16 protein-coding genes, 1 tRNA gene and 2 pseudogenes are annotated in these 26,047 nt (G+C 69.2%); 10 read left to right on the top strand and 9 right to left on the bottom strand.

Annotated features, from left to right (window positions below):
- Positions 1-58: 58 nt before the first annotated feature.
- Both ACFJIX_RS18275 and ACFJIX_RS18280 read left to right on the top strand, forming a co-directional pair.
- On the top strand, positions 59-946 hold the full coding sequence (locus ACFJIX_RS18275; protein WP_377153456.1) for a sialate O-acetylesterase: 888 nt from the start codon (positions 59-61) through the stop codon (positions 944-946).
- 137 nt (positions 947-1,083) lie between these two features.
- Positions 1,084-2,871 (top strand): retroviral-like aspartic protease family protein, encoded by a 1,788-nt coding sequence (locus tag ACFJIX_RS18280; RefSeq protein ID WP_377153458.1) that lies wholly within the window; start codon positions 1,084-1,086, stop codon positions 2,869-2,871.
- A 63-nt stretch (positions 2,872-2,934) separates the two neighbouring features.
- Here the strand turns inward: ACFJIX_RS18280 and ACFJIX_RS18285 are convergent, their stop codons facing one another.
- The 4 genes and pseudogenes from ACFJIX_RS18285 to ACFJIX_RS18300 all read right to left on the bottom strand — a co-directional run.
- Positions 2,935-3,405 (bottom strand): DUF1203 domain-containing protein, encoded by a 471-nt coding sequence (locus ACFJIX_RS18285; RefSeq protein WP_377153460.1) that lies wholly within the window; start codon positions 3,403-3,405, stop codon positions 2,935-2,937.
- Positions 3,406-3,632: 227 nt separating this feature from the next.
- Positions 3,633-4,211 carry a nucleotidyltransferase family protein gene (locus ACFJIX_RS18290; protein WP_377153462.1) on the bottom strand — a complete coding sequence of 193 codons (579 nt, stop codon included), beginning with the start codon at positions 4,209-4,211 and terminating at the stop codon, positions 3,633-3,635.
- A gap of 166 nt (positions 4,212-4,377) precedes the next feature.
- Positions 4,378-8,499 carry a GH36-type glycosyl hydrolase domain-containing protein gene (locus ACFJIX_RS18295; RefSeq protein WP_377153464.1) on the bottom strand — a complete coding sequence of 1,374 codons (4,122 nt, stop codon included), beginning with the start codon at positions 8,497-8,499 and terminating at the stop codon, positions 4,378-4,380.
- Positions 8,500-8,760: 261 nt separating this feature from the next.
- Positions 8,761-9,474 (bottom strand): annotated as a pseudogene (locus ACFJIX_RS18300) (glucoamylase family protein); the annotation flags it as partial.
- Positions 9,475-12,571: 3,097 nt separating this feature from the next.
- Here ACFJIX_RS18300 and ACFJIX_RS18305 point away from each other — a divergent pair.
- The 5 genes from ACFJIX_RS18305 to ACFJIX_RS18325 all read left to right on the top strand — a co-directional run bounded on the left by ACFJIX_RS18305 (position 12,572) and on the right by ACFJIX_RS18325 (position 17,758).
- Positions 12,572-13,546 (top strand): hypothetical protein, encoded by a 975-nt coding sequence (locus ACFJIX_RS18305; protein WP_377153466.1) that lies wholly within the window; start codon positions 12,572-12,574, stop codon positions 13,544-13,546.
- A gap of 526 nt (positions 13,547-14,072) precedes the next feature.
- Positions 14,073-14,606 (top strand): hypothetical protein, encoded by a 534-nt coding sequence (locus ACFJIX_RS18310; protein WP_377153469.1) that lies wholly within the window; start codon positions 14,073-14,075, stop codon positions 14,604-14,606.
- Positions 14,607-14,747: 141 nt separating this feature from the next.
- Positions 14,748-15,491 (top strand): hypothetical protein, encoded by a 744-nt coding sequence (locus ACFJIX_RS18315; protein ID WP_377153471.1) that lies wholly within the window; start codon positions 14,748-14,750, stop codon positions 15,489-15,491.
- 23 nt (positions 15,492-15,514) lie between these two features.
- On the top strand, positions 15,515-16,582 hold the full coding sequence (locus ACFJIX_RS18320) for a hypothetical protein (protein WP_377153473.1): 1,068 nt from the start codon (positions 15,515-15,517) through the stop codon (positions 16,580-16,582).
- Between the two features lie 90 nt (positions 16,583-16,672).
- A complete protein-coding gene (locus ACFJIX_RS18325) occupies positions 16,673-17,758 on the top strand; it encodes a MauE/DoxX family redox-associated membrane protein (protein ID WP_377153475.1) in 1,086 nt (361 codons plus the stop codon).
- Positions 17,759-17,864: 106 nt separating this feature from the next.
- Here the strand turns inward: ACFJIX_RS18325 and ACFJIX_RS18330 are convergent, their stop codons facing one another.
- From ACFJIX_RS18330 to ACFJIX_RS18345, 4 genes and pseudogenes are all read right to left on the bottom strand, one after another.
- A complete protein-coding gene (locus tag ACFJIX_RS18330) occupies positions 17,865-18,491 on the bottom strand; it encodes a LysE family translocator (RefSeq protein ID WP_377153477.1) in 627 nt (208 codons plus the stop codon).
- Between the two features lie 131 nt (positions 18,492-18,622).
- A tRNA-Ser gene (locus ACFJIX_RS18335) sits at positions 18,623-18,713 on the bottom strand.
- A 124-nt stretch (positions 18,714-18,837) separates the two neighbouring features.
- Positions 18,838-19,765 (bottom strand): annotated as a pseudogene (locus ACFJIX_RS18340) (SPFH domain-containing protein).
- 49 nt (positions 19,766-19,814) lie between these two features.
- Positions 19,815-20,246 carry an NfeD family protein gene (locus ACFJIX_RS18345; protein WP_377153479.1) on the bottom strand — a complete coding sequence of 144 codons (432 nt, stop codon included), beginning with the start codon at positions 20,244-20,246 and terminating at the stop codon, positions 19,815-19,817.
- Positions 20,247-20,546: 300 nt separating this feature from the next.
- On the opposite strand from ACFJIX_RS18345, the gene ACFJIX_RS18350 reads away from it, so the two are divergent.
- The gene (locus ACFJIX_RS18350; RefSeq protein WP_377153481.1) at positions 20,547-22,826 is read left to right on the top strand and encodes an Orn/Lys/Arg decarboxylase N-terminal domain-containing protein; all 2,280 of its coding nucleotides are present in this window, start codon (positions 20,547-20,549) and stop codon (positions 22,824-22,826) included.
- Between the two features lie 50 nt (positions 22,827-22,876).
- Here ACFJIX_RS18350 and fabI read toward each other — a convergent pair whose 3' ends face one another.
- Positions 22,877-23,659 (bottom strand): enoyl-ACP reductase FabI, encoded by a 783-nt coding sequence (gene fabI, locus ACFJIX_RS18355; protein WP_377153483.1) that lies wholly within the window; start codon positions 23,657-23,659, stop codon positions 22,877-22,879.
- A gap of 128 nt (positions 23,660-23,787) precedes the next feature.
- Here fabI and rimP point away from each other — a divergent pair, with 128 nt between their 5' ends.
- Positions 23,788-24,630 carry a ribosome maturation factor RimP gene (gene rimP / locus ACFJIX_RS18360; protein WP_377153485.1) on the top strand — a complete coding sequence of 281 codons (843 nt, stop codon included), beginning with the start codon at positions 23,788-23,790 and terminating at the stop codon, positions 24,628-24,630.
- Positions 24,548-26,026 carry a transcription termination factor NusA gene (gene nusA, locus ACFJIX_RS18365; RefSeq protein ID WP_377153487.1) on the top strand — a complete coding sequence of 493 codons (1,479 nt, stop codon included), beginning with the start codon at positions 24,548-24,550 and terminating at the stop codon, positions 26,024-26,026. Before rimP ends, nusA begins: the two co-directional genes overlap by 83 nt.
- The last annotated feature ends 21 nt before the right edge of the window (positions 26,027-26,047 follow it).

The raw sequence follows: 26,047 nt of genomic DNA on the forward strand, positions 1-26,047 counted from the left end.
CTCGAAGCGAGGCATGCGGAGACAATGCGCGTTCACTCTCCTCAGCACGACGCTCCTGATGACCGAAGAACGGAAGAATTCCCTGATCCCGCTGGCGATCGGCGCCGTGGCGCTGCTGTCCTGCGGCGGCATGATCGCGGCGGGCGTGGCGATGCTGCGCAACGGCAAGCCCTCGACGCCCGCCGACGATCTCGCGGCACGGATCGCCGCGATCCACGACATGCCGGTGACGGCACCCGACTGCGGCACGGTGTTCAAGAACGAGGAGCCCGTGGTGATCGTGGTGATGGGGCAGTCCAACGCCGCGAATCACGCCGACCCGATCCCGCCGGCCGCCGCACCGGTGCCGCCGATGCCGGTGCTGCATCTGGGTGGCTGCGGACTGGCGAGTTCACCGGTGCCGGGCGCGACCGGCACCGGCGGCAGCATCTGGCCGGCGGTGAATCAGGCCCTGGGCGGGCGATGGAAGGGCCATCCGATCGTGTGGGCGGTGGTGGCCGTGGACGGCAGTTCCATCGCCGAATGGACCGAGCCGAACAGCGCGCTGCGCAGCTACTGGCAGACGCAGATGGACCGCATCAAGGGCACGCGTTGGCCGGTGGCCGCGGTGCTGTGGCAGCAGGGCGAAGTCGATGCACGCGACCGCACGGCGATGGCCGACTACCGCGACGCACTGGCGGCGCTGCGCGCCGGCGTGGCCCTGCGGGGCATCGACGCGCCGTGGTGGATCGCGCGTTCGACCTATTGCCCGCCGCACGACGGCGGCCAGGTGCGCGAGGCCGTGCGCGAGCTGCTCGCCATTCCCGACAGCGGCTTCCGCGCGGGGCCGGACACGGACACGCTCAGCCTGCCGCTGCGCAACGGGTGCCACTTCACGGTGGACGGCACGGCCCGCGCGGCGGCGTTGTGGGCCGAGACGCTGAAGCCGGCGGCGGCCGGGCAATAAGGCCGCGTTGAGAAGTCGTTGAGAACGCGTTTGCCCCGCCGCCATCGTGTGGCGCGGACGTCGACACCCCCTTCGGAAGGAGCGTTTCCGGCGCTCGGGACGGGTATCGTCAGCCTCCTGAACCCAGGGAGGGAACATTGAACGCACGCCGACTTGCGCCGTTGCTGGCGCTGATCCTCGCGGCCACGGGGGCCGCCGCCGCGGACGAACCGGGCAAGGCCCGGTGCAGCATCGAGACGATGAACATCCCGGTGCGGCTGGTCGAGCACCGGCCGGTCGCCACCGTGCAGCTCAACGGGGTCGAGGTGCCCATGCTGGTCGACAGCGGCGCCTTCTACAGCATGATGAGCGCGGCCACGGCGGCGCAGCTCAACCTGAAGCTGCGTCGCCCGCCGCCCAACTTCACCATCAACGGACAGGCCGGCTCGGTCGAGTCGCTGCGGGTCACGACGGTGGACGAGGTCGGGCTGCAGCTGGCGACGCTCAAGCGGGTGGACTTCTTCGTCGGCGGCAACGAGCTCAACGCCGGGATCATGGGCATCCTGGGCCGCAACTTCCTGTCCGCGGCGGACACCGAATACGACCTCGCGCACGGCATGCTGCGCCTGGTCTTTCCCAAGGGCGATTGCGAGAAGGTGAACCTCGCCTACTGGGCCGGCGACGCGCCGGTGATCGAGGCGCCCATCGAGAACAACGGCCGCCGCAACGACACGGCGGTGCGCGTCCTCACCAAGATCAACGGGGAGCGCGTGACGGCGCTGATGGACACGGGGGCGCCGGGAACGTCGCTGTCGTTGAAGGCGGCGCGGCGGGCCGGGATCAAGCAGGAAGACATGAAGCCCTTCGGCCGGACCAGCGGGATCGGCAGCGGCTATGCGGAGCGCTGGATCGCCGACGTCGAGACCTTCGAACTGGCCGGCGAGAAGATCACCCGGAACCGGCTGCCGATCAACGACGTGGACACCTATGACCACGGGATGCTGCTGGGGCTGGACTACTTCCTGTCGCACCGGGTTTATGTGTCGCGGTTGCAGGGCAAGGTGTACGCGACCTGGAACGGTGGGCCGATCTTCGCGCAGGGGCGCGCCGATGCGACCCAGTACGACCAGCGATACGCCGCGAAGGCGGAGGAAATCGCTGCTGACGATGCCGACGGCTTGCTGCGGCGCGGTGCGGCGGCGCTGACGGCCGGCGATCCGAAGCGGGCGCTGGAGGACCTGAATCGCGCGTGTGAACTCAAGCCCGAGGTCGCGAGCTGTTTCGACGCGCGTTCGCGCGTGCACCAGGCGATGAAGCAACCCAAGCTGGCGCTGGCGGACCTGGACACGGCGCTGACGCTGGACCCCTCGCTGGCCGAGGCGCGCCTGCGCCGCGTGCCGCTGCGCGTGGGCGCCGGCGACCGGGATGGCGCGAAAGCGGATCTGGCGGCGCTCGATGCGGCACTGCCGACGGCGTCGAACCTGCGCGTCACGATGGCGGAATTCCACGCCCGCTTCAACCAGGTGCCCGACGCGCTCAGGCAGTACGAGCTCTGGATCAAGAGCCACCCGAACGACCTGCGACTGGCCGAGGCCTACAACGGCCGCTGCTGGTTGCGGGCGCGGATGAACGTCGACGTGGCGCAGGGGCTGGACGACTGCAAGGAAGCGGTCGACCTGGACGGCGACACGCCGGCGTACCGCGACAGCCTGGGCTGGACCTACCTGCGCCTGGGCGACGCGTCCCGGGCGAAAAAGGCTTTCGACAAGACGATCGAGCTGAGATCCTGGGCCTGGCCGCTGTACGGCCGCGGCCTGGCGCAGCTCAAGCTCAACGAGGCGGAGAAGGGCCGTCAGGACCTGGAGGCCGCGCGCAAGCTGATGCCGACGATCGATGAGGCGGTGAAGAAGGCCGGGTTCGACGCATTGGCGGAGGCCGTGCATTGAATTCGATACATCGCGCGGGGAAAGCATCGAATTCGATACTTTGCTCGCGCGCTGGATGTCGGGTCAGGTGGACCGCTCCACCCGCGCCGCGTAGCACCCCCGCTTTGCGAAATGCACCTGGAGGTAAGTGGTCTCGGGGTGGGCAAAGAGCCGCTCGATGAGGGGTTCGACCTGGTCGCCGTCGACGAGGTCCGCGTCGACCATCATCCCCGCCGTGTCGAACGCCCGGACCGACAGCATCCGGCCGCGCAGCGCCTTCGGCACCTCGTTGACGCGATCGAAGCGCTCGGCGTCGGCCTCGCGAATGTAGATCGCATGCGTGCCGCGGTACGGCGTGTCGACGTCCAGGTAGACGTAGTTGAGCAGCAGCACCGTTTCGCCGGGCGCGGCGTCGTCCAGCGTGACCCGGTCCGGCGCCGAGCGCGGGCTGTCGATGCGCACGCGCAGCACGCCGTGCTCGCGCAACGTCGCGTCGGTCATGCTGAACATCGGGCGGAACGGGGCAGGGTCGAGACCCAGGATGCGGAAATCCATGTGAGCGCGGCGCGGTGGCCGTCCGAGTGGTGGATGTACCCACGATAGGGACGCGAGCCGCGACGGTCGCGCCGTTTCCGGACATGGAATTGCAGGGCCGACATGCAGGGTTGGGCATCCTGCGGCGAGGCGAGGCGAGGCGAGGGCGCCGGAAGTGCTCGGCTTCAGCGCCGACGATCTGGAGGACCATCAGCGGCTGGCGCAATTGGCCCAACCGGGACCAGTGCCTATGCCGGCAACTTGATCGTCAGCCACGGCCAGCGCCGCTGGTACGACGCGGCCTTGCCCTCGAAGAGCTGGCGGTGCGGCACCAGCGGATTCATCGCGAGCACGCCCCGATACAGCCCTTCCAGGCCATACGGCGCGTAGACCTCGCCGGGTCGCACGCCCACGCAGGTCGACGGCACCAGGAAGCGTTCGATGCCGTCGCGCGAACTGCGCAGCGGCTCATAGGGTTCGCCGAAATCCGCTTCGTACCAGAGGTGCACGCGCGCCTGGTTCGCGACCTCGGTCGTGATGCCGAGATCCCCCAGCACCGCATCCACGCGGGCCTGGACGCGACGCTCGGCCTCGGCGCTCAGGTCGTCCGGATCGAAGTAGAAGAGGTCGTAGTCCTTGATGTCCGCCGTCGGCGGCCTGTCGTCCCGCAGGTTCCAGACGGTCTGGAACAGGCAGCCGGCGACCAGCCAGCCGTCGGGCAGCGCGAGCGCCTCCCAGCGCGCCAGGATCGCGCGGTTGTTCGGGTTGGTCAGCAGGTCCGCGACGAAGCGGTCCTGCAGGTTCGGCGACAGGGGTTCGAAGGACATCGTGCCATTCTGGCCGTACCGCCTGAGGCGCTCCGGTCAGTGGAATCCCTCTCTGGTGCCACTCTCTCTGCTGGCTCCCCCTCTCCGTGGGAATCCCTCTCCCGCTTGCGGGAGAGGGAAGGGGTGAGGGCCAGCAGCGGTGGAAAAGCTGGAGCCCTCTTGCGCCTCAACGTCCTGTCGTGCGCAGCTCCGGTGCCTCGGGCAAGCGCACCATCTCCGGCACGCTGACGACCACCAGCGTCTGGTCCGGCGACAGCGAGGACAGCTCGATCGATTCCCCCGCGTTCTCGCGCCGGGCGCCGGGCTCGCGCGTCTGCGCGGCGCGGCAGGCCGTCTCGTTGGCGCAGACGATCACGCGCAGCCAGCGGTCCTGGTGGCGGATGCGCACCTCCGCCTGGTCCCAGTGCACCGGCAGGCAGGCGGTGACGCGCAGCCGGCCCTGCTCGACGACGACGCCGCAGATCGACTCCAGCGACGCCCGCAGCAGCCACCCCGCCGAGCCGCTGTACCAGCTCCAGCCGCCGCGGCCGACCCAGGGCGCGTGCGAGTAGATGTCGCCGGCCATCACGTAGGGCTCGATCGCGTAGATTGGTCCCAGCCGCGGATCGGCCCATCGGTGCGCGGGGCTCAGCCCGGTGTAGACCTGCCACATCGTGTCGCGCTGCCCCAGCCGCGCCAGCGCCATCAGCGCCCACACCGCCGCGTGGTTGTACTGGCCGCCGTTTTCGCGCACGCCCGGCGCATAGGACTGGATGTAGCCCGCGCTCGGCTGCGCCATCGCCAGCGGCGGATGCAGCAGCCGCGCCAGCTTCGCCACCGGATCGAGCAGGTGCGCGCAGGCGCTCGACATCGCCTGCCGCGCATGCGCCGGATCGGCCGCCGAGGTCAGCACCGCCCAGCTCTGCGCGATCAGGTCGATCTTGCACTCCGCGTTCTCCGACGAGCCCAGCGGCGAGCCGTCGTCGAAGAAGCCGCGCCGGTACCACTGGCCGTCCCAGCCGGGACCGTCCAGCGCCGCCACCCAGCCGTCGCGCGCCGCCTTCCAGCGCTGCACGCGTTCATGCTCGCCGCGCGCGGTCGCGACCGGCGCGAAGTCCTCGATCACCTGCGCCAGGAACCAGGCCATCCACACCGATTCGCCCTTGCCCTCGTGGCCGACGCGGTTCATGCCGTCGTTCCAGTCGCCGGTGCCGAACAGCGGCAGGCCGTGCTGCCCGCTGCCCAGGCTGCGGTCGATCGCGCGGGCCGCGTGCTCGTAGACCGTGGCCATGGGACCATCGGTGCGGGGACTCTCGTAGATGTCCTCGGCGCCCTCGGGCACCTGCTGCCCGTTGAGGAAGGGCACCGCGTCCTCCAGCAGCGTCAGGTCGCCGGTCCGGACCAGGTAGTGCGCCAGCGCGTACGGCAGCCACAGCCGGTCGTCCGAGAAATGCGTCCGCACGCCCGCGCCGCCGGGTTCGTGCCACCAGTGCTGCACGTCGCCCTCGGGGAACTGCCGCGCCGCGCTGCGGCGGATCTGGTCGGCCAGCAGTTGCGGCGCGACGTCCGTCAGCGCCATCGCGTCCTGCAACTGGTCGCGGTAACCGAAGGCACCGCCCGCCTGGTAGAAGCCGGCTCGCGCCCACATGCGGCAGACCAGCGTCTGGTACGGCAGCCAGTGGTTGGTCAGCGCGTCGAAGCGCGGATCCGGCGTCGACACTTGCAGGCCGCCCAGCAGCTCCGGCCATTGCCGCCGCTGACGGTCCAGCCGGGTGGCCGGATCGAGCCTCCAGGCCGCTTCCATCAGCGCGTGCGCGGCCTCCGGCGTCGGGGCGTGACCCAGCAGGACAGTCAGTTCCGCGGGCTGCGTGCCGTCGAGTTCGAGGCGGGCGGCCAGCGCCGCGCAGGCGTCGAGCCCGCCGCCGCTGCGACGGCCCAGCGCCTTGGGCAGCACCATGCGGCCGGCGCTGTCGAAGAACTCCCGGCGATCGCAGGTCCAGTCCTGCTGGTCGAGTCGCACGCGAGTCGTGCCGGCATCGGCACCGCCGCGCGCAATCCCGCCGTCGGTCGGTTGTCGCGCGCGGATGCACAGCGCCGCCGTCGCGTCGCCGAATCCGCCGAGGTGGTCGAGCTGCGTCGCCTGCAACGCGAGCGCGCGTTCCGGCTGCGGCAGTCCGGCGCCGAGTTCACCGACCGTCAGCCAGTCGTTGTGCGTCGTCACCGACAGGCGCTCGCCGCGCGCGCTGCCGAGTTGCCACTCGGCCAGCGCCACGAGCCGCAGTCGGCGGCGTGATCGAGCCCCGGAATCGATGCGCACCTGCACCTGCTTCACCGAGGCGTCGCGGTCCACGCACCAGCACAGGTCCACCTGGAGATCGCCCAGCCGCTGCCGGCTGCGCGAGTAGCCGATGCCGTGCTCGATCGACAGCGGCGCCTCGCGGCGCAGTTGCCGGCCCAGCGGCCAAACGCGGTCGTTGTCCAGGTCGTGGAGCAGCAGCCACTCGCCGGGCGGATCGATCAGCGGATCGTTGGACCACGGCGTGACCTGGTGCATCCGGCTGTTGCCGGCCCAGGTGTAGCCCGCCGCGATCTCGGTGACCTGGCAGCCGAAGTCGCGGTTCGCGAGCACGTTGACCCAGGGCTTGGACGGATGACGGTCCGGCGACACCTCGAAGGAGAAGCCGCCGTGTTCCGGGTCGAAGCGGCCTTCCGGCGGCCGCGGCGTGGCTTCCGGTCTTGGCCGCTCGGCCAGCGCATGCGCCACCGGCAAAAGCGCCGAGTCGTTCGCCGGCGCGGTGTCCTCGATCCAGCGCTCGAGCTGCTGGGAGAGCGAGCGGCCATCGGCCTGCAGCCGCAGGCGCGTGAGCGTCTGCAGCGTGAAGCGCTCGTCGGGGTGCAGGTCGCCTTCGCGCAGCACATGCAGCGCCGAGCAGAGGTGGCCCGGCTTGCCCTGCGCCTGGCCCTGGAGCCGCGCCTGCAAGGCCTGCAGTGCCTGCTGCACCGGCGCGTTGTACGACGAAGGTTCCTCGTTGAGCACGACGAGGTCGACGCCCACCGCGTGCGTGGTCCACATGCGCAGCGCCTTCTTCAGCGCGCGGATCAGGTCGATGCCTTCCTCGCCGGTGACCGTGACCATCAGGATCGGCCGGTCCCCGGAGATGCCGAAGCGGTACAGCGCGCGCCGGTCGCAGCGGCCGCGCGGTTCGCGGACATGCGCGGGCTCACGCACCGCCTGGCCGGTGACCAGCGTGTTGAGCTGCAGCAGCGCGCCCCAGGTGGCCGTGTCGAACTGCAGTTCGCGCAGCCGGATGCCGCCCATCGTGTGCGACATCGAGGCGGAGCGCTCCACGTGCGCCGCCTGCCGGTACTTGTCGACCAGCGCGCGCAACAGGTCGCCATCGCGCGAGGCCGCCGTGCAAAAGGTCAGCCGCACGGTGGCGCCTGGCGCGATCTCCAGCCCGACGCGCAGGCCGGCGATCGGATCCAGGCCGGTGTCGAGCAGCCGGCCCGGTTCGCCGGCGGCGGTCACGTCGGCCTCGTCGTCGACGAACTCCGGCCGCGCATCGCCGACGGGCCGCGTCGTGCTGCCGTAGCGACCCAGCCAGCGCCCGCGATCGGCGATCGGCAACACCTCGCGCACCGTGTAGCCGTCGGCACCGATGTCGAGGCCGTCACGCCCGCCAGCGTCACGCGCTTCGCGGCTGTCGCGGCTGTCGCGGCTGTCGGCCGCGCGGACGTCGTCGCGGCGCGCGGCCTTGCCGCAGGCTGCGCCGCCGTCGACGCCGGCCAGGAAGAACACCGCGCGCATCGCCGCTTCGTCGAACAGCCGCGGCCGGCGACGCAGGTGCAGCGCGTGTTCCGCCTCGTCCCAGCGGGCCTGGATGAACAGGTTGGAGAAGGCCGGGTGCGCCTCGTCGCCGCGCTGCGGCGCGAGCGTGGCCTCGAAGGAGGACACCAGGTCCATCGACAGCGGCGTCGTGCCGCGGTTCGTGAGCTCGACCTGGCGCAGTTCGCAGTCGTCCTCGGGACTCACCCACACCGTGGTGCAGCTGTGCAGGTCCGGCCAGCCGGCCTCGAAGATCACGCGCTCGGCCTGCATGCGGGCCGCATAACGGGCGCGCGGATCGGGCGTCGGGCGGGCGGTGTTGCTGAACCAGTCGTCCTCGCCGGCGCGGCGCAGCATCGTGAAGCTGCCGTGCTGGTCGCGCAGCAGGTCGTCGCGCCAGCGCGTGACCGCGACGCCGTCCCAGTTGCTGTAGCCGCCGCCATGACTGCGCAGCACCACCGAATAGCGCCCGTTGGTCAGCATGTGCGTCAGCGGCAGCGTCTCGCTCAGCGGCTCGCTCTCGCGCACCATGCGCGTCTTGCGTACCTGGCGCGTGCGCAGCGTCGGATCCACGACCGCCGTCGACAGCGGCGCGACTTCGCGCGGTGCGCGCTCGTGCAGCAGCGTGGCGACGGCCTTCACGTGCGGATCGCTCATCAGCCAGCGGCGCGGCGCGTCGTCGGCCAGCAGGTTGGTCAGCGCGACGAATCCCATCGCCTGATGGTGGGCCATGTAGGTCTGCACCAGCGTGAATCCCGCGCCGGCGGTCTGCCGCTGCGGCGTGTAGTCGACGGCCTCGATGAAGCCGAACGCGCCGCGCGCGCCCAGCCGTTCGAAGGCCTGCAGGTTGGACACGACGCGCACCGGCGCCACGATCGCGGCCATCACGGCCGCATACGGCGCCAGCACGCGCTCGTCGACGGCCAGCCGCGCCAGCGCCAGCGTCTGCACGCCCTGCGGGCCGTACTGGTAGGCGAGGGTGTGGTCCTGTCCGGCGATCGCCGATTCCGAGATGCCCCACGGCGTGCCCTTGCCGCGGGCCTCGAAGCGCTGCTCGGCCACCGCCGTGCGGATGGCGCGGCCCAGCGCGCTGTTGGCCGGCTCGCGCAGCACCAGCGAGGGCATGAGGTACTCGAACATCGAGCCCGTCCAGGACTTCAGCCCCAGCGAGTCGCCGGCCGCTTCGCGCGAGAAGAACGGCCGCCCCAGCGAGCGCCAGTGCTCCGGCGGCAGATCGCCCTTGGCGATCGCGATCAGGCTGGTGAGCCGGGCCTCGCTGGCGAGCAGGTCGTAGTGGTTGTCGTCCAGCTGCTGCGCGTCGCCGCGCCAGCCGATGCGCAGCAGGCGCCGCTCGGGGATCGAACAGCGGGCGGTAGTCGGCCTCCAGGCCGAGGCGCCGCGCGCGCTGGGCGAGCTCGCGCAGGCGCTGCCGCGATTCGGCGAGGCCCGCGCCGTGATCGCGCCAGAACGACTCCAGCTGCGCGATCAGGTCGCGCAGCAGCCAATGCGCCGCCGTCGCCTCGTAGTGCTCGGCGGTGGCGAGGCCGTCGAGCTCCGCGCGCGCCGCCGCGACCTGCACGCGCAGCACGGCCTGCTGTTCCTCGGCGCCGGCGCCGGCGTTCTCGGGATCGATCAACGCGGCCACCAGCGAGGCGCCCGCGCCCAGCACGCCGTCATTGGCCAGCGGCGGCTGCATCACGCGCAGCCGGTGCAGCGTCTTCATCAACGCCTCGCGCGGGGCCGCGGCGAGCTGGTCCGGCGTCATCTCCGCCGCCAGCTCGCAGGCTCGCGCCACCGTCAGCAGGTGCGCCGAGCAGTTGCCGCTGTCGACCGCCGACACGTAGCCCGGCGCCAGCACGACCAGCGACTCCGTGTCGTACCAGTTGTAGAAATGGCCGTGCCAGCGGGGCAGGCGCTCGAGCGTGTCCAGCGTCGCCGACAGCCGCTCCGACATCGTCACGACGCCGATGAAGCCCATCTCGCGTGCGCAGGCCACGGCCAGCAGGTAGAGGCCGATGTTGGTCGGCGAGGTGCGGTGCGCGATGAGCAGGTGCGGCGTCAGCTGCACGTTGTCCGGCGGCAGGTGGTTGTCGGCCGCGCCGACGTGCGTGTCGTAGAAGCGCCAGGTGTCGCGCGCGAGCTGCCAGAGGTAGTCGCGGCCCTGCGGATCGAGCTCGGCCTCCCGGTTCAGCAGCGGCGCCCGCGGCGCGCTGGCCCACCAGATCCACAGCGGCGAGAGCGCCCAGACCATCAGCAGCACGACCGCCGCCGTGCCCTCGACCGGCGCGCCGGACAGGGCGGCGGCGGCCAGCACGCCGCCGAGCACCGCGGCCGCGATGGGCACGCGCAGATGCTGACGGACCAGGGCCGGCAGCTCGCGCCGCGCGGCGGCCTGCGCGGCCGCGGCCGTCGTCCATTCGAGCAGCCGGCGTCCCGACACGGTCTGCCGCCACAGGGCCCGGCCGATCGCGTCGAGGTACAGCAGCGACAGGTGCAGCAGCAGCGCGACATGCCAGGCCGCGAGGCCCAGCGCACGGCGCAGGTCGAGCGCGGTCTCGCGGTAGAAGTGCCGCCGCGCCAGGCCGTCGCGGCTGGGCACCAGCCCGGCCAGCGCGCCCACCAGCGGCCCGACCGCGAAAGCGCCGGCGACCACCGCCAGCGTCAGCCAGAAGGGCAGCACCTCGGTGCCCAGCACCAGCAGCATCAAGCCGAGCGACATGGGCGCGACCAGCGAGCGGCGCAGGTTGTCGATCAGTTTCCAGCGGTTGATCGGCGCGATGCCGTAGCGGCCCGCGCGCGCGATGAAGGGCAGCAGCTGCCAGTCGCCGCGTGTCCACCGATGCAGCCGCGCATGCGCGACGTCCGCGTGCATCGGCGAGTCCTCGACCAGCGTGATGTCGGAGATGCCGGCGCAGCGCGCGATGCTGCCTTCCAGCAGGTCGTGGCTCAACACCTGACCCTCGGGCAGCCGCGCATCGAGCACCGCATGGCAGGCCCGCACGTCGAGCAGGCCCTTGCCGGTGAAACTGCCTTCACCGAACAGGTCCTGGAAGATCTCCGAGCTGACCGCGCTGTACGGGTCGATGCCGAACTGGCCGACGAACAGGCGGTGGTACGGTGTGCTCTCCTTGTCGTCGGGCATGGGCGCGAGCACGCGCGGTTGCAGGATGGCGTAGCCCTCGACGACGCGACGCCGATCGGCGTCCACGCGGGGACGGTTCATCGGGTGGGCGGCGGTGCCGACCAGCGCGCGCAGGCGGCCCGGCGGCATGTCGGTGTCCGCGTCCAGCGTGATCAGGTGGCGCACGCCGTCGGCGGGCCGCGACATCGGGCCGAAGTCGACGAAGGGCGACGTCCCCGCGGAGGTCGCCAGCGTGCGCAGCAGCAGCTCGATCTTGCCGCGCTTGCGTTCCCAGCCGATCCAGCGGCGCTCGGTCGCGGACCACTCGCGCTGGCGGTGCAGCAGCAGGAAACGCGGCTGTCCGTCAGCCAGCGGGCCGTGGCGCTCGTTGAGCGCCGAGATCGCGTCCGCCGCGGTGACGACGATCATCGTGTCGCCGGGCTGGTGTTCCTCATAGGCATCGGCGTGATCGCTGAGCAGCGCGAACTGCACCAGGCGCTCGGGATTGGCGAGGTGGTGCTGCTCCAGCTGCGCGATCAAGGGCGCGATGGCGTCCTCGTTGGGCAGCAGCACCGGCATCACGACCAGCGTGCGTTCCGCGTCGGGCAGGCCGGCGGAGAAGTCCAGCCGCGGCAGGCGCGCGGGGCGGGCGAGCTCGCTGACCCAGCGGTTGGTCAAGGCCACGACGGCTTCGCTGATCGGTCCTGCGGCCAGCACGGCGGCGGTCCACAGCAGCCAGGTCGCCGCGCCGGGATGGGCCTGGCTCATCAGCCAGTACAGGCCGAGCAGGCCCAGCAGCGCGAGACCGCCGAGGTAGGCCACCGCCGCCCAGCGTTGGCCGGGCGCCGTGTCGTGCGGCGGCCAGCGGCGCTCCTGCAGGCCCAGCGCCGCCAGCAGCGTGGGCCGGCCGGCGCCGCGCCACCAGTAGACCGGCGCGCTGCGGCGGTCGGGCTCGCCGTCCTCCGGCGGGCTGGCGCGCTGCGTCAGTTCCAGCAACTGCCGGGCGATGTCGAGTTCGCTTTTGTCGCACTTGCGCGCGAGCGCTTCGATCTCGTGCAGCGTCATGTCCTGCGTGTCGGGCGCCTCGGCGGCGAACACCGGCGAACGGCCCAACGTCTGCATGACGGGACTGACGGTCTGGATCAGCCGGCGCCAGTCCGTCTGGTCGATGCGCCGCAGCGCGGTGATGGCATTGCGGATGCTCTGCAGGTCGCGGATCGATTCGTCCTGTTGCCGCGCGAGCGCTTGCGCGGGCGCGGGCAGGCGCGTGCTGAGCCAGGCGGCCAGTTCGCCCATCAGCGGCTGCGGCAATTCCTCGAGGCGATGATCGACCTGGAGCCAGAACGCTTCGAGCACGCCGCGTTCTTTCATGCGCGGCTCCAGCCGCGTGATCGCCTCGATGCCGGTCTCCGCGGGGCGGCCGTCGTACCAGTGATGGACGACGTCGCGCGCCGCCTGCAGCGTCGCGAAACGCTCGGCCAGCCGGCGCAGGTTCTCGACCAGCACGACGCGCAGCGTCGTCGGCAGCGCCCACAGCTCGGCCAGCGAGAGCGCGCGTTCCTCCTGGTACGCACGCAGGTAGGCGGCCAGCAGCTCGGTGTCGAAGCCGCCGTCGGTGTGCGCGACCCAGGCCCAGGCGATGCCGTAGATGCGGGGCAGGCCGGCCAGCGGTTCGTCGCGCAGTCGCGGCAGCAGCCGGAAGAAACCGCGCGGCAGGCCGCGCCGCACCTGATGGGTTTGTTCGTCGATCAGCGCGGCGTTGTCCAGCAGCCATTTGCCGGCGGCGCCGAGGTGGCGGAAGTCGCGATGGCGCTTCTCGATCAGGCGCCGCGCCTGCTGCAGCATCGCGACGTTGTCGTCGAGACGCGGGAAGAACTGGCCGGCGCCGGCCGTGCCCTGGACCGCCTGCGCCTGCGCGAGGCTGCGCCCGTGCTGCTCGAAGCGCGCCAGACCGAACAGCACGGCCCGGACCGGCGGCTCGATCGTGCCGAGTGCCGGGTCGAGCAGCGCAAGTTCTTCCGCAATTTCCGGGGAGGGGTCCGTCCCCGGCTCGGAGGAGCGGTCCGACGGTCCCTCCGACGGGGGCGCCGGAGGTCGATGTGGGTCGTTCGCGCTCCGGACTTCGGTCATAGCCAGTGGGCAAACAGGCCGAAGGTGATGGCGCTGAGGGCGGCCGTCGTGGCCAGCCGGGGCAGCACCAGCCCCCGTGCACGTTCGGCGAACAATGCGACGCCGAACCATCGCCCTCGGGCCTTCGCGCACTGCATCAGGTGGCGCTGCAGCGCTTTGGCCTGGTCGTTGATGTGCGGGACGGCGGTGCCGACCGGACCGACCTGGACGATCGGGCTGAGCGGGCCGACTGGGCTGTTCATGGTGGGAACCTCTCTGCAAGTGGATGAAGCGGTCTGAAACCGGACGTTTCAGCTTGGCAAGCCCCATGCCTGCGCAAGCATTCGGTCCGGGTGCCGCGGCTGGCCATCCACATACCCATGCCAAGGCATGAATTCGAGCGCGATGTCAAGCGCGCGGGAAGACCACGTCTGTCCCTGCTTTGTCCCTGGCTTGTCCCGTCCGCAAACCCCGACTGTCCCTTGCCTGTCACCGGGGTGGTGGTCGCGTGTGTCCCTCGCCCGGCCCCGTCGTGCCGGGGCGGGACACCCACCCGGCGAGGGGGACGATGCAGGGCTACAGAGGCGCGGGGATGTCTTGCAACCCCGATGAACACGGACCTTTCCGGCAGGCTGCCTCAAATGAGGGGGGCTGTCCCCGCTTAAGGAGTAGGGGGTGCGCGGGCCGCGGGTCGCCTCCTAGACTTCGCAGCAATCGCATCGCAACAGGGGCGCCATCGGCGCACGGGAGGGTGATCATGCTCGCGACAGCCTGGTTCCAGAGAAGTCGATACGCCTGTGCTGGCTTGTTGGCGAAAGGGCTCCTGATGGCGGCCTCCGCGGCCGGCCTGCTGGGCCTGTCCGCGGCGCCCGCCGCCGCCGCGCCGATCACGCTCACGACGACCCAGACCTCGGTGGTGCTGGATGCCGGTGACAACTTCGTGATCACCGGCCAGATCACCAACGTCAGCGGCGGTCCGCTGCTGACCACCGACTTCTTCCTCTCCCTCAGCGGCTATCCGTTCCCGTATGTCGACGTCACGCCGCTGCTGGGCGATCCCGAGGTGCTGATCCCGGACCGCACCATCAGTCCGGTGCTGGATTTGCTGATGATCGCGACGCTGCCCGACATCCTCGCGGACCTGAACTTCAACCTCTTCATCCTGCTGCAGGACATCAACGGCAACTTCGCCGACGAGGTGTCCGTGGCGGTGACGGTGCGCGCCGCGGCGGCGAGCGAGGTGCCGGAACCCGGCACGCTCGCGCTGGCGCTGATCGCGCTCGCGCCGCTGGTCGTCCGACGCGCCAGCCGCGCGTCGGGCCCGTCGGCGCCGACCGCGACGCTGCCCGCCGGCACCTGAAAACGGATGGCCGGCGGATCGCGCCGCCGGCCGGTTTCCTCTCCCGTCTCCAGCAGCGGACCGGCCCTCGGGCATCAGGCGGTCGCGGTCGGGCACGACGGGTCCACATCGACTCTCTTCGAGACATCACAAGGGGCAGGCATGGCCACAGTCGTCTCCGCGCGCGTGACCCTCGGCGCGCCATTCATCCAGCGCTTCGCCGGTCAGGTGAGGTTGAACATCCCGTTGATGAACATCGGTGAGTCGGCGCTCCAGGGCGTGCAGATCACCAGCATCACCTACGGCAGCGCCACGCGGCAGAGTCCGCCCAACGCGCCCATCGTGCTGGGCACGCTCGGGGCGTCGTCGTCGACAACCTTCGCCGGCCGCTTCTCCGATGCGGGGTTGGCCGACAACGCCAACCTGTTGCTGACGGTGCGCGGGTCCTACCTGGTCGCCGGGGTGGCCTACGGCCTGACGGTCAGCCGCTACGTGCGGGTGCCGGCCGCGGGGAGCTTCCCGGCCGACGAACTGCGCGCCTCGCTCGCGGTCACGACCACGCCCAACTACTGGAGCTACACGCTGACCAACAACGAGTCGGCGGGCAGCCCGCAGCGCATCGCGACGCTGTCGTTGACGGTCAACGCGCCGGTGACGGTGACGGGCACGCCGGCGGGATGGGAAGCGGACACCGACGGCATGACCTACGTGACCTGGGTCGCCTCCGACCTGCTGCCGCCGTATCCGAATCACGTGGCGCCCGGGGCGTCGTTGTCCGGTTTCCAGCTGATGAGCCCGCGCACGAGCTCCGAATCGACCGGCGCGAGCCTGGTCGCCTGGAACCACGCGGCCGACGACGCCGGCAAGGTGGCCGCCGACTACACGCTGACGCCGTCGCGGGCCTAAGCCGCGCCGGCAAGGAGTGATCCATGACAGAACGCACCTTCGGTTTCGGGCAACGCGTCGCCGCGCTCTTGCGGCGCGGCATGGGCGGTTTCTCCGCCAGCGACTCGCCCGCCTTGCGCTCGGATGACGCCATCGATCTCCAGGGACACCTGGCCGACAACGCCTTCGACAACTTCACCCGCTCGCTGGGCAGCCAGGGCTCGCGCCGCGACGTGCTGAAGGTGTCGGTGCTGGGGATGTTCTCGACGCTGGCTGGCGGTCTGCTGCCGCGACCGGCTCAGGCGGCGGCGGACTGCCTGTGCGGTCGCCAGCTCTACGACCCGGCGCTGCAGTGCTGCCTGCCCAGCGGCGCCATCGCCAACAAGCATCCGGTGGCGGATCTCGCGGCCTGTCCCAACCGGGTCGCGCATCCCGGCTACAGCTGCACGCCCAACGGCTGCGGCGCGGCGGGCGGCACGCAGTTCCCGTCGCAATACGGCGCGGCGAGCTTCCTGGGCTGCTGCAACGGCCACGATTGCTGCTACGGCGAGTGCAACCAGGCCAAGGCCGGTTGCGACAACACCTTCTACAGCTGCATGACGGGCTCCTGCGATGCGGCCTACCCGGTCAACCTGGTGCAGGTCGGACCGATCACGGTGGACAGCAACAAGATCAAGCGCGGCGCCTGCAAGGCGGCTGCGGGAGCCTATTACCAGGCGGTCAACAACGCGGGCGGCGATGCCTTCACCGCCGCGCAGCAAGCCGGTTGCGATTGCTGCGGCACGCAGCCTTGCCCGACCTGCCCCGGCGGCACCTGCGGCGCGTTGCCGAGTTGCCAGGACCCGGGCTGCGTCTGCTTCCAGACCATCGAGGGCCGCGGCTTCTGCCACCTGCCGCAGTCGTGCGCGGGATTGCCGACCTGCTCGTCGTCCGCCGGTTGCCCGTCGGGATGGGCCTGCGTGAGCGTGACCTGCTGCGGATCGACGCCGATCTGCATCCGGCCTTGCTTCGTCGTGGGATCGAGTCTGGCGAGCCGCTCGGCATCGGTGCCCAGCTTCGGCATGACGACGGCGGGTCCGGCATCCGGCTCGGAAGAAATGCGGGCGAAATAACGCAGCGCGCTGTCATGTCGCCCGGCCTCTCGGCCGGGCGCAACCATTGGTGGCGACACCGGACAAACGGAACGGGAAGGGAGACGTATCGTGGACATCCTGATCGTGTTGGGGGGTTGGTTCCTGGCGGGCGTGTTCGCGCTCGCGGCGTGGTCCAAGCTCTCGGAGCCGGACGCGACCGCGCAGGCGCTGCGCAGCTTCGGCGCGCCCGCGGCGCTGGCGCGCTCGGGCGCCTGGCTGCTGCCGCTGCTGGAATTCGCGGTCGCGCTGCTGGTGGTGCTGCCGTGGGCGCCGGCCCTGGGCATCGCATCGGCCGCCGGCCTGCTGGCCGTCTTCGCCGCGGCGATGGCGGTGCAGCTGGCGCAGGGCAACAAGCCCTCGTGCAACTGCTTCGGACAGACGCGCTCGCAGCCGATCTCGTGGGCCAGCGTGGTCCGCAACGGCCTGCTGGTGGCGTTGGCGGCCTGGTTGCTGTCCAGCGCGCTGGCGGGCGAGGGCGCGGCATCGTTGACCGGCACGCTGGTCTCCGGCGGACGGGGTCAGGTCTTGCTCTCGACGGTGCTGGTGCTGGCGGTGGGATTGCTGGGTTGGCTGGTGCTGCATTTGGCGCGCCAGCAGGGTCGACTGCTGCTGAAGATCGACCACCTGGAGCTGCGGCTGCAGTCGCTGGGCATCGAACCCGCGGGCGGCGTGCCCAGCCTGGAGACGCTGGTGTCCAACCAGGTGCTGCATGTCGGTCAGGCGGCGCCGGCCTTCGCCGCGCCAACGGTGGCGGGGAACACGCGCACGCTGGCGGACTACGTCGCGCAGTCGGGGTCGCAGCTGCTGGTCTTCGTCGGACCGCAGTGCGCGCCGTGCCACGAGGTCATGAAGGAGATGGCGTCCTGGCGCCGTCAGGACGGCGAGCCTGTGCACTGGCTGACCATCAGCAGCGGCAGCGCGGAGTCGAACCGCACGACCTTCAACAACCTCGCGCCGGATCGCGTGGTGCTGCAGTCGGGTCAGGACATCAACCAGCTCTTCGGCGTGATCGCCACGCCGAGCGCGCTGTGGGTGGGCGCCGACGGACGCATCCTGAGCACGGTGGCGGTGGGGCGCGACGCGATCCGCGCTTTGTACGACGCGCCGGTGCTGGCGCAGGGGGACGGGCACGCGCTGCCGTTGGCCTCGGCATGAAGGGCCAGCCCCGGCTCAGGCTGGGGCAGGCCGCTGGACGTCAGCAGCTTCAGGTGCGGCGCCAGGCTGCCTGGTGTCGCTTTCCCCGTTGGGTCTGCAGGCGCGCTCAGCGCGCCACGATGAGCCGCAGGCCCAACGCGACGAACACGGCGCCGGCGACGCGATCCAGCCACAGCCCCGCGCGCGGCTTGCGCTGCAGCCATTGGCCGATCGCGCCGGCGAAGTAGCCGAGCAGGCCGAACAGCACCGCCGCCTGCAGCGTGAAGGTCAGGCCGAGCAAGGCCGTCTGCGCCGCCACGTGGCCCTGCGCCGGCACGACGAACTGCGGCAGGAAGGACAGGAAGAACAGCACGACCTTCGGGTTGATCGCGTTGGCGAAAACGCCCTTGAAGAACAGGCGCGAGAGCGAGTCCTCCACCTGCGACGCATCGCCGACCGTCGCGCCGCCGCGGCTGCGCAGCGCCTTGATGCCGAGCCAGATCAGGTACAGCCCGCCGCAGACCTTCAGCGCGGTGAAGGCCACCGGCGACGCCGCGATCAATGCGCTGACGCCGATCGCCGCCAGCACCGTGTGGCTCAGGCAACCCAGCGCACAGCCCAGGCCGAAGGCCATGCCGTGTCGGCGGCCCTTCGACACGCCCATGCCCAGCACCATCAGGTTGTCGGGGCCGGGCGATGCGGTGATCAACGTGGCGGCGAGCAGGAAACCGAAGAATTGTTCGAAGGTCAGCATGGGGCGGGATGATAGATCGCACCGGAAGCCGACCGGGACAGTGCCCGAAGTGACGCCCTCAGTGACGCCCGACATTGCGCCCTGAAAAGCAAACGGGCCTCGATCACTCGAGGCCCGTTGTACTGGATGTCTGGCGGAGAGAGAGGGATTCGAACCCTCGGTAGGCTATTAACCTACACACGCTTTCCAGGCGTGCGACTTAAACCGCTCATCCATCTCTCCGAAGCCCGCCATCATAGCGCAGATTTTTGGCCCCGAATCAAACTTGCGGGTGTGAGTTGCCGAGCAACTTCCGGCGCAGCTTGCAGAGCGTTCGCGCTCAGGGCGGAGGAGGGGGGTCGAGTCCTCAGCGGCCCGGCTGGATCACCTTGTCGCTCTTGATCAGCGCCATCGCGGTGCCGATCAGGCCCGAGACCTCGCTCATGTTGGCCGGCACGATCATCGTGTTGTTCTTCTGGGCCAGTTGCGAGAAGGCCTCGACCGCCTTCTCCGCGACCTTCAGCTGCACCGCGTCGCTGCCGCCCGGCTGCTGGATCGCCGCGGCGACCTTGCGGATCGCCTCGGCGCTCGCCTCCGCCACCGACAGGATGGCGGCGGCCTCGCCCTGAGCCTTGTTGATCTCGGCCTGCTTCTCGCCCTCGGAACGCGCGATCGCCGCCTCGCGCTCGCCGGTGGCGATGTTGATCTGCTCCTGGCGGCGGCCTTCCGAGGCCGCGATCAGCGCGCGCTTTTCGCGCTCCGCGGTGATCTGCGCCTGCATCGAGCGCAGGATCTCCGCCGGCGGCGTCAGGTCCTTGATCTCGTAGCGCAGCACCTTCACGCCCCAGTTCAGCGCGGCCTCGTCGAGCGCCTGCACGACGGAGCTGTTGATCACGTCGCGTTCCTCGAAGGTCCGGTCCAGTTCCATGCGGCCGATCACCGAGCGCAGCGTCGTCTGCGCCAGCTGCGTGATCGCGATGATGTAGTTGCTCGAGCCGTAGCTGGCCCGCATCGCGTCGGTGACCTGGAAGTACAGGATGCCGTCCACCGTCAGCTGGGTGTTGTCCCGCGTGATGCAGACCTGGCTGGGCACGTCCAGCGGGATCTCCTTGAGCGAGTGCTTGTAGGCCAGCCGGTCCACGAAAGGCACCAGGATGTTCAGGCCGGGCGTCAGCGTGCCGTGGTACTTGCCCAGGCGTTCCACGACCCAGGCGTTCTGCTGGGGGGACCACCTTCACCGACTGGATGACGAAGACGATGGCGACGATCAAGATGACCAGGGCGATGATTTCCATGAGCGGGGTTCTCTCTCGGGAAGGGAATTGAAACGGAGGGGGCGGCGGATCAGCCGGCTTCGACGAGCAGGCAGCTGCCCTCGACCGCGCGGATGACATGGCGCCCGATGGCCGGGGTGCCGGTGCCGACGAAGCGGGCCTGCCAGGCGGCGCCGCGATACCGGACCTCGGCGGTGCCGTCAGCGCGCCAGTGCGCGACCTCCAGGCTCTGGCCGATGTCGAGGTTCACGTTGGGGTTCTCTGCAGCCGGCAGTCTTGGATGGCGACGCAGGCGCAGATGCCACCAGGTCACCGCGCCGCCGCCGATCAGCGCGGCGAGGACCAGCTGCGCCGAGAACGGTCCGCCGACATGGGCGGTCAATGCCGCCGCGGCGGCGCCCAGCGCCAGCATCAAGAGATAGAACGTCGTGCCGGTCGCGAGCTCCGCCGCCACCAGTACGCCGCAGATCACCCACCACCAGGTGGCGAGACTCCAGTCCATCGATTCCTCCTAGCTGATTGCCGGGCGATCCGTGATTCGCCCGGTCCTTCGAGTCGGGTCAGTGTACGCCCCGGGCCGGTGCTTGCCAGGGCGCTCCAAAGGGGGCTTGCCTCCTGCTTTTCCGGGCCGTCGGCCAGTGGGCGAGGGGTGATCGACGGCCCGTCGGCAGGTCGTCGGCAGGCGGTCGGCGGCATGGCCGTTCTGTTTCTGCGACAACCCCCGATCAACACTTGCGTGACACGGCTCTAGCCCTACACTTCGCGCCTTTCTTGTTTGACCTGCCCCGATCCGGAGGCTTCCATGACGCCGCGTTTCCGCTTTCCCATCGTCATCATCGACGAGGACTATCGCTCCGAGAACACCTCGGGTTTGGGCATCCGCGCGCTCGCGGAGGCCATACAGAAAGAGGGCTTCGAAGTCCTGGGCGTCACGAGCTACGGCGACCTGAGCCAGTTCGCGCAGCAGCAGAGCCGCGCCAGCGCCTTCATCCTGTCGATCGACGACGAGGAGTTCTCCGGCAACGGCGACGGCGCGGAACTCGACCCGGCCGTCCTGAACCTGCGCAAGTTCATCCAGGAGATCCGCTTCAAGAATGCGGACATCCCCATCTACGTGTACGGCGAGACGCGGACCTCGCAGCATCTGCCCAACGACGTGCTGCGTGAACTGCATGGCTTCATCCACATGTTCGAGGACACGCCGGAATTCGTGGCGCGTCACATCATCCGTGAATCGAGGAGCTACCTCGACGGTCTGGCGCCGCCGTTCTTCAAGGCGCTGATGGCCTACGCGCAGGATGGCTCGTACTCGTGGCACTGCCCGGGGCACTCCGGCGGCGTGGCCTTCCTGAAGAGCCCGGTCGGACAGATGTTCCACCAGTTCTTCGGCGAGAACATGCTGCGCGCCGACGTGTGCAATGCCGTCGAGGAACTCGGCCAGCTGCTGGACCACACCGGCCCGGTCGCCGAGAGCGAGAAGAACGCCGCCCGCATCTTCAATGCGGACCACTGCTTCTTCGTCACCAACGGCACGTCGACGTCCAACAAGATGGTCTGGCACCACACGGTGGCGCCGGGCGACATCGTGGTCGTGGACCGCAACTGCCACAAGTCCATCCTGCACAGCATCATCATGACCGGCGCGGTGCCGGTCTTCATGACGCCCACGCGCAACCACTACGGCATCATCGGCCCGATCCCGGAGAGCGAGTTCTCGCCCGAGACCATCCGCAAGAAGATCGCCAAGAATCCGCTGCTCAAGGGCGTGGACGCGAAGAAGGCCAAGCCGCGGATCATGACGCTGACGCAGAGCACCTACGACGGCGTGCTCTACAACACCGAGACCATCAAGTCGAAGCTGGACGGCTGGATCGACACGCTGCACTTCGACGAGGCGTGGCTGCCGCACGCGGCGTTCCACAACTTCTACGGCTCGTACCACGCGATGGGCAAGCACCGTCCGCGTCCGAAGACCGCGATGGTCTACGCCACGCAGTCGACGCACAAGCTGCTGGCGGGCATCTCGCAGGCCTCGCAGGTGCTGGTGCAGGACTCGCAGAACGTGAAGCTGGACAAGCACCTGTTCAACGAGGCGTACCTGATGCACACCTCGACCAGCCCGCAGTACTCGATCATCGCCAGCTGCGACGTCGCGGCCGCGATGATGGAGCCCCCGGGCGGCACGGCTCTGGTGGAGGAATCCATCAGCGAGGCGCTGGACTTCCGCCGCGCGATGCGCAAGGTCGAGAAGGACTACGGCAAGGACTGGTGGTTCAAGGTCTGGGGGCCGGACAAGCTCGCCAACGACGGCATCGGCAAGGCGGCCGACTGGATGCTCAAGGCCAACGAGAAGTGGCACGGCTTCGGGCCGATCGAGGCCGGCTTCAACATGCTGGATCCGATCAAGTCCACGGTCATCACGCCGGGGCTGGACATGAGCGGCAAGTTCGCCAAGACCGGCATCCCGGCCAGCATCGTCACCAAGTTCCTGGCCGAGCACGGCGTGGTGGTGGAGAAGACGGGGCTGTACTCGTTCTTCATCATGTTCACCATCGGCATCACCAAGGGCCGCTGGAACACGCTGCTGACCGCGCTGCAGCAGTTCAAGGACGACTACGACCGCAACGCGCCGATCTGGCGCATCCTGCCGGACTTCGTGGCGGCGTTCCCGCGCTATGAGCGCATGGGCCTGCGCGATTTGAGCCAGAGCGTGCACGAGGCCTATGCGTCGGGTGACATCGCGCGCCTGACGACCGAGGTCTACCTGTCCGAGCTGGAGCCGGCGATGAAGCCGTCGGATGCGTATGCGCACATCGCGCATCGCAAGACGGAGCGCGTCGAGATCGACAAGCTGGAAGGTCGTGTCACCACCGCATTGCTGACGCCGTATCCCCCGGGCATCCCGCTGCTGATCCCGGGCGAGCGCTTCAACAAGCGGATCGTGGACTACCTGAAGTTCACCAGAGACTTCAACGCCAAGTTCCCGGGCTTCGCCACCGACGTCCACGGACTGGTGGCGGAAAAGGGAGAGGACGGCGTGACGCGCTACTACGTGGACTGCGTGATCGACACCAAGAAGTAATCCCAAAAGAAACAGGCCCCTCGGGGCCTGTTTTCATGGGGTTGGGAGATTCACTCCGTGCCGGCCATCGCCCCGTGGCTGAACCCGCCGTCCACGTAGACGATCTCCGAGCTGATCCCGCCCGCCAGGTCCGACAGCAGGAAGGCGGCCGTGTTGCCGACGTCCTCGATCGTGACGTTGCGCTTGATGGCGGCGCTGTCGGCGAACTGCTTGAGCAGCTTGCCGAAGTCCTTGATGCCCGAGGCGGCCAGCGTCTTGATCGGACCGGCGGAGATGCCGTTCACGCGGATGCCCTTGCCGCCCAGACCGTAGGCGAGGTAGCGCACGCTGGCTTCCAGCGAGGCCTTGGCCAGGCCCATCGTGTTGTAGTTGGGAACGAAGCGGTCCGCCCCCAGATAGGACAGCGTCAGCAGTGCCGAGCCCGCGCGCAGGCGCGGCTGGGCGGCCTTGGCCATCGCCGGGAAGCTGTACGCCGAAATGTCGTGCGCGATGCGGAAGTTCTCGCGCGTCATGCCGTCCAGGAATTCACCGGCGATCGCCTCGCGCGGCGCGAATCCGATCGAATGGACGAAGCCGTCGAATTCCGGCCAGTGCTGACCGAGGTCCGCGAACAGGCGATCGATCTGGGCGTCGTCGCTCACGTCGCAGTCGAACACCAGTTTGGAGTCGAATTCGGCGGCGAATTCGGTGATGCGATCCTTGAAGCGCTCGCCCTGGTAGCTGAAGGCCAGTTCAGCGCCCTCGCGGTGGCAGGCCTTGGCGATGCCGTAGGCGATCGAACGGTTGGACAGCACGCCCGTGATCAGCAGTCGCTTGCCGGCGAGAAATCCCATGTCTGCTCCTGGTATTCATAGATTCAAGGAAGGCAGGGATTCTCGCACGTCATGCCGTGAAGGATGACGCAGCCTTGTCGGCACGCTGTTTGCATAGTACACTTCTAGCTTCGCTGAAAAAGTGAACGGTGGGCGGATTCATCCAGCCCATTTTTTTTGGCTGTACCTACGTGCCTGTCACAGGGCAAATACTTTCGTCGATGAATTTGAGCTGGCAAGCCGTTGTTGAAAAAACCGTGACCGGACTCGGTTACGAGGTGGTGGGCTGCGAACGCAGCGCCGGGGGCTTGCTGCGCGTGTACATCGACAAGGCGCTCGTGAACGGTCAGGAGCCGGAGCAGCCGGTCAACGTCGAGGACTGCGAGCGCGTCACGCGCCAGTTGCGCTACGTGATGGAAGTCGAGGAAGTCGACTACACGCGCCTGGAAGTGTCGACCCCCGGCCTGGACCGTCCGCTGAACAATGCCGGCGACTACGCCCGGTTCCGCGGTCACGAAGTGGAAATCACATTGCGCGAGGCTTTCCAGGGTCGCAAGAAGTACCGGGGTGTCCTGGTCGCGGCCGAAGGCGTGGCGCAGGACGACTGGAACGCGCTGGCGCAGAACACCGCCTGGCGCGTGATCTTCATGGACGGCAAGACCGAGCAGGTGCTGGACTTCGCGCTGGACGAAGTGCGCTCGGCCAAGCTGGTGCCGGAGATCGTTTTCAAGGGTCGCCCGCCGAAGCCGGCGGGCGGCGCTGCCGCGGATGACGCGGCGAAAAGAACACGGGCTTGGCGCCCGGATCGGAATCTGCTGACGGAGCGGCTGCGAAGCCCAAGGCGTCGAAGAAGAAGAGCAATGCCAAGTCCCGGCAGACGGATGACAAGGTTGACGGAGGTCTCGATCAATGAACCGCGAACTGTTGATGCTGGTGGACGCCATCTCGCGCGAGAAGAGCGTGGAGCGCGATGTGGTGTTCGGCGCCGTTGAGGCGGCGCTGGCTTCGGCCACCAAGAAGTTGTATGGCGGCGAGGTCGACATCCGCGTGGCCATCGACCGCGACACCGGCGAGTATGAGACCTTCCGCCGTTGGCACGTCGTGCCCAACGAGGCCGGCCTGCAGAACCCCGATTCCGAGATCCTGCTGTTCGAAGCGCAGGAGCAGATCGCCGACATCGAAGTCGACGACCACATCGAGGAAGGCGTCGAGTCCGTGCCGATCGGCCGCATCGGTGCCCAGGCCGCCAAGCAGGTCATCCTGCAGAAGATCCGCGACGCCGAACGCGAGCAGCTGCTGAACGACTTCATGTCGCGCGGCGAGCGCATCTTCGTCGGCACGGTCAAGCGCCTGGACAAGGGCGACATCATTGCCGAGTCCGGCCGCGTCGAGGGCCGCCTCAAGCGCAACGAGATGATCCCGAAGGAAAACCTGCGCACCGGCGACCGCGTCCGCGCGGTGATCCTGGGCATCGACCCGACGCAGCGCGGTCCGCAGATCATGCTGTCGCGCTCCTCCGGCGAGTTCATGAAGGAACTCTTCGCGCAGGAAGTGCCGGAGATCGAGCAGGGCCTGCTCGAGATCAAGAACGCCGCCCGCGATGCCGGCAGCCGCGCCAAGATCGCCGTCGTCTCGTACGACAAGCGCGTCGACCCGATCGGTACCTGCGTCGGCGTGCGCGGTTCTCGCGTCAACGGCGTGACCAACGAGCTGGCCGGCGAACGCGTGGACATCGTGCTGTGGTCGGAGGATCCGGCGCAGTTCGTGATCGGCGCGCTGGCGCCGGCGAACGTGCAGTCGATCGTCGTGGACGAGGAGCGCCACGCGATGGACGTCGTCGTCGACGAGGAGAACCTCGCGATCGCGATCGGTCGCGGCGGCCAGAACGTGCGTCTGGCCTCGGAGCTGACCGGCTGGAAGATCAACATCATGACCGCCGAGGAATCCGCGGCCAAGCAGGCCGAGGAATCCGACGGGGTGCGCAAGCTGTTCGTCGAGAAGCTGGACGTGGATGAGGAAGTCGCCGACATCCTGATCGCCGAAGGGTTCGCCTCGCTGGAAGAAGTCGCCTACGTCCCGATGCAGGAGATGCTCGAGATCGAGTCCTTCGACGAAGAGACCGTCAACGAGCTGCGCACCCGCGCCAAGGACGCCCTGCTGACGATGGAAATCGCCCGCGAGGAAAAGGTCGAGGAGGTCTCCCAGGACCTGCGCGACCTGGACGGCGTGACCCCCGAGCTGATCGCCAAGCTGGCGGCCGGCGACATCCATACCCGTGACGACCTGGCAGACCTGGCCGTTGACGAATTGGTCGAGATTTCGTCCCTGGACGAGGCAGCGGCACGCGCTTTGATCATGAAGGCGCGCGAGCACTGGTTCAACGCATAACGCCCGAGCAGACACGCTCTG

The organism is Roseateles sp. UC29_93 (genome assembly GCF_042695725.1).
GTDB lineage: Bacteria > Pseudomonadota > Gammaproteobacteria > Burkholderiales > Burkholderiaceae_C > Roseateles > Roseateles noduli_A.

Coding starts and splice junctions, on each gene's coding strand:
- ACFJIX_RS18275 (WP_377153456.1), top strand. CDS start 59: ATGACCGAAGAACGGAAGAATTCCCTGATCCCGCTGGCGATCGGCGCC.
- ACFJIX_RS18285 (WP_377153460.1), bottom strand. CDS start 3,405: ATGGATTTCCGCATCCTGGGTCTCGACCCTGCCCCGTTCCGCCCGATG.
- ACFJIX_RS18290 (WP_377153462.1), bottom strand. CDS start 4,211: ATGTCCTTCGAACCCCTGTCGCCGAACCTGCAGGACCGCTTCGTCGCG.
- ACFJIX_RS18295 (WP_377153464.1), bottom strand. CDS start 8,499: ATGCTGACCAACGGGCGCTATTCGGTGGTGCTGCGCAGTCATGGCGGC.
- ACFJIX_RS18305 (WP_377153466.1), top strand. CDS start 12,572: ATGGACGACGTCGCGCGCCGCCTGCAGCGTCGCGAAACGCTCGGCCAG.
- ACFJIX_RS18310 (WP_377153469.1), top strand. CDS start 14,073: ATGGCGGCCTCCGCGGCCGGCCTGCTGGGCCTGTCCGCGGCGCCCGCC.
- ACFJIX_RS18315 (WP_377153471.1), top strand. CDS start 14,748: ATGGCCACAGTCGTCTCCGCGCGCGTGACCCTCGGCGCGCCATTCATC.
- ACFJIX_RS18320 (WP_377153473.1), top strand. CDS start 15,515: ATGACAGAACGCACCTTCGGTTTCGGGCAACGCGTCGCCGCGCTCTTG.
- ACFJIX_RS18330 (WP_377153477.1), bottom strand. CDS start 18,491: ATGCTGACCTTCGAACAATTCTTCGGTTTCCTGCTCGCCGCCACGTTG.
- ACFJIX_RS18345 (WP_377153479.1), bottom strand. CDS start 20,246: ATGGACTGGAGTCTCGCCACCTGGTGGTGGGTGATCTGCGGCGTACTG.
- ACFJIX_RS18350 (WP_377153481.1), top strand. CDS start 20,547: ATGACGCCGCGTTTCCGCTTTCCCATCGTCATCATCGACGAGGACTAT.
- fabI (WP_377153483.1), bottom strand. CDS start 23,659: ATGGGATTTCTCGCCGGCAAGCGACTGCTGATCACGGGCGTGCTGTCC.
- nusA (WP_377153487.1), top strand. CDS start 24,548: ATGAACCGCGAACTGTTGATGCTGGTGGACGCCATCTCGCGCGAGAAG.